Source organism: Bradyrhizobium sp., assembly GCF_049581145.1.
Classification (GTDB): domain Bacteria; phylum Pseudomonadota; class Alphaproteobacteria; order Rhizobiales; family Xanthobacteraceae; genus Bradyrhizobium.
Genome location: NZ_JBAURI010001140.1, coordinates 1 through 3,357, shown reverse-complemented (window position 1 = coordinate 3,357; position 3,357 = coordinate 1). Strand labels below are relative to the sequence as shown.

Below are 3,357 nucleotides of genomic sequence, written 5' to 3'. Positions count from 1 at the left end.
GCAGCAGGCGGGCCATGTCGTCGGCATGACCGGCGACGGTGTCAACGATGCGCCGGCGCTCAAGCAGGCCGACGTCGGCATTGCCGTCGCGAGCGCGACCGACGTCGCGCGCGCCGCCGCGGGAATCGTCCTGACAGCGCCCGGCCTGGTGGATGCCCTGTCCGCCGTGCGGATCAGCCGGCGCATCTATCAGCGCATGCTCACCTACACGATCAACAAGATCATGAAGACCCTGGAGATCGCCGTCTTCCTGAGCATCGGCGTCATGCTCACGGGCAATTTCGTCATCACTCCGCGGCTCGTCGTCCTGTTGCTCTTTACCAATGATTTCGTGACCATGTCGCTCGCCACGGATCGTGTATCCTATTCGCCGACACCGGATCGCTGGAACATAAAGACCCTGATGCTGACGGGCGGCGTGCTTGCGGGCCTGGTGCTGGTATTTTCCTTCAGCGTGTTTTTTGTGGCACGCAACTTTCTCAGCCTGCCCTTGCCGCAACTCCAGACGCTGGTGTTCGTCATGCTGGTCGCCACGGGACAAGGAAACGTCTATGTCGTGCGCGAACGCGCGCATTTCTGGCAATCACGCCCCAGCCTATGGCTGATCGGCAGCTCGATCGTCGATCTCGCCGTTGTGGTTTCGATGGCGACGATCGGCATCTTGATGACGCCGATAAGCCTGCTAATGATCGCCGAACTGCTGATCGCGGTCGTGCTCTATTTGCTCATCGTCGATCAACTGAAAGTGTTGATCTTCCGGCGCTTTGCGGTCGGCTGAGGGGCTTGCCGCGGCCCAAGCGCTGCTTGCTTTCGGCGAACACGTTCCTTGGAGATAATGCCATGATCAGGGATATCGTTCTCCACCTGGATCACGACCAGTCCAACGATCCCATGCGCGACCATGCGCTTTCGATCGCGGCGACACTGGAGGCCCATGTGACGGGGGTCGCCTTTGCGTACGAGCCCGAACTTTCAGCCAACCTGATGCCCAACTTTCCTATCGAGAAGCTGGCGGAGAGACGCGCCGAGAGCGAGCAGATGGCGAACGAGACGATTGCACGGTTCAATGCGGCGGCAACGCGCAATCGCCTTTCCGCCGAATATCGCCTGGTGATGGAATATGAGGCCGGAATAGCCGGCACTTTTGCCAGGCTTGCGCGGTATTCCGACCTGAGCATCGTGACGCAATCGAATCCCGACGGCGTGAACAACGATGCGTTGATCGAGGCATCGCTGTTCGACGCCGGCCGGCCGCTGGTCGTGATCCCCTATATTCAGGAGGGCGTCCTCGAGCTGGACCGGCTCGTATGCTGTTGGGACGGAAGCAGCGCGGCCGCCCGCGCCATCAACGATGCGCTGCCCCTGCTGGCCAAGGCATCGAACGTCGAGCTTCTGACCGTGCTCGATGAGAAGGCCAATGGCGTCCAACATGAAATCGACGGCGTCGAAATGGCAAGCCATCTGGCGCGGCACAAGGTCAAGGTCGACGTCAAATCGGTCCCGGCCGCAGATCTCGACCTCGCCAGCGTCATCCTGTCATACGCCGCCGACTGCTCGGCCAGCATGATTGTGATGGGTAGTTATGGGCATCCGCGCCTGCGCGAAGCCATCCTGGGCGGGACCACGAGCGGGATCCTTTCCAGCATGACTGTTCCGGTTTTCATGTCGCACTGATGAGGTTCGTTCGGCGTTGCCCAGAGTCGGCCGCCATGCGCTTCGACGATCGAGCCGCAGATCGAGGATTCCAGGCCCAGTCCACCGGCCTTGGCCGAGTAGAGCGCATCGAAGATCCGCGCGAGGCTTTCGCTGGACGCCCCCGGACCGCAATCTCTCAAGCTCGGTCACTGTCGGCGGCGGACCGACATGCGCGCGAGTGGGACTCGGTAGCGTTGACAGAGAGCGACCCTGCGGCCCCTGCGCGTCTTACCACCAACCCCGCTGCTGCACCGGATAATAGTACTGGCCGCCGCGCGGACGGGCATTGCCGGCCTGAAAGTTGCGACGGGGCTGGAAGAAGGAGACGAAGCCGCCATCGTCTCCATCATTGCCGCCATCATTGTCGCTCGCGACGTCGACATCGGTGGTCGGCTGGCGCGTCACGAACCCGCCCTGCGGCTGGTTGCTCAGCACCGCGACAAACTCGGTACGATAGTTGGTCTCGGAGCTCAGCGGCTCGTCCGAGATGATGATCGAGGATCGCGGCACCGCGGTCGGCGCAATGCGATCGAGCACGTCCTGCGGGATCGTGATGCGGTCGAGCGCATCCTTGGCATTGTCGCCGTCGTCGATCGTGACCGCGGTCCAGCGCAGGCCCGTGCTGGTCTGCGCCACCGCCGTGAACACATGGGTGCCGATCGGCTTGTCGGGATCGCGGATCGTCACCGGGGCCTCGATCGAGGTATCGAACACCTCGCCGCCATCCGGCACCGGCTTATGGGTGTTGCGGCGAACGTAAAGCGTTTGCGTCGCGCGGCTGATGTAGACCGAGACCGGTTCGAGCAGGAGCTTCGCGTCGGTCGCCGCCTTGGCGGCGTCGATCTTTTTGGCCGCGGCCGCCTTGGCGGCCTCCTTTGCGGCAACGGCGGCGTCGAGCTTCGGTGCCGCATCGGCCTTGGCGGCATCGAGCTGCGTCTGCGCGTCCGCGGCCTTGGCGGCGGCTTTCTGCTGCAAGTCTGCGGCCGGTGCCTTGGCCTGGTCGGTCTTGGCCGCAGCAAGCTTCCTGTCGGCGAATTTGAGCTCGGCGTCGGCGCGGGTCTTGAGCAATTCCAGCTTGCGCAGCGATGCCGTGAGCGATGCCGCCTCGCGTCCTGCCGTCGCTGCGGCCAGCTTGGCCTCGTCGGCCGTGCTGGCGGCGTCGTCGGCTTCCTGGGTGAGCTTCTCGGCACGTTGCGGAGCGGCCGCGAGCGCGGCTGGGTTCGGCACGAACAGGGCCGGGTGAGAAAATTCCACCGGCGCCACGTCGGTCGGCGCGATGATCACCCGCATCCCGATCCAGGTCTTGTCGAACAATTTCTCGGCAAAGCCGTAGGGCATCCGCACGCAGCCGTGCGAGGCGGCATAGCCGGGCAGCGGGCCGCCGTGCAGCGCCACGCCGTTCCAGGTGATGCGCTGCATGTTCGGCATCCAGGCATCGTCATAAAGGCTCGAATGGTGGTCCTTGTCTTTCTCGATGACGGCGAAGACGCCGGCCGGCGTCTCGCGTCCCGTGATGCCGGTCGACACCGGCGCGCGCAGAATCCAGCCGTCGGCGTCGTAGAAAGTGACCTTCTGGGCCTTGATCGACACGATCGCCATGATCGGCTCGCCTGCGTCGCGCGGCGCGACGGCCTCGGTGGCCGGCGCGGGGCGCCCCCGTCT

The 3,357-nt window shown here is 64.2% G+C and carries 4 protein-coding genes; 2 read left to right on the top strand and 2 right to left on the bottom strand.

Features of this window, described 5'->3' with window-relative positions:
- Nucleotides 1-778, top strand: a 778-nt coding sequence (locus tag WCB02_RS36480) for an HAD-IC family P-type ATPase (RefSeq protein ID WP_423966521.1), incomplete at its 5' end; no start/stop codon positions are given.
- A 62-nt stretch (nucleotides 779-840) separates the two neighbouring features.
- Nucleotides 841-1,674, top strand: coding sequence for a universal stress protein (locus WCB02_RS36475; RefSeq protein ID WP_423966523.1), 834 nt, complete (start codon nucleotides 841-843; stop codon nucleotides 1,672-1,674).
- Here WCB02_RS36475 and WCB02_RS36470 read toward each other — a convergent pair.
- Both WCB02_RS36470 and WCB02_RS36465 read right to left on the bottom strand, forming a co-directional pair.
- Nucleotides 1,581-1,835, bottom strand: coding sequence for an ATP-binding protein (locus WCB02_RS36470; protein WP_423966518.1), 255 nt, complete (start codon nucleotides 1,833-1,835; stop codon nucleotides 1,581-1,583). The genes WCB02_RS36475 and WCB02_RS36470 overlap by 94 nt on opposite strands.
- 88 nt (nucleotides 1,836-1,923) lie before the next feature.
- Nucleotides 1,924-3,357, bottom strand: a 1,434-nt coding sequence (locus WCB02_RS36465; protein ID WP_423966515.1) for a L,D-transpeptidase, incomplete at its 5' end; no start/stop codon positions are given.

Coding starts and splice junctions, on each gene's coding strand:
- WCB02_RS36475 (WP_423966523.1), top strand. CDS start 841: ATGATCAGGGATATCGTTCTCCACCTGGATCACGACCAGTCCAACGAT.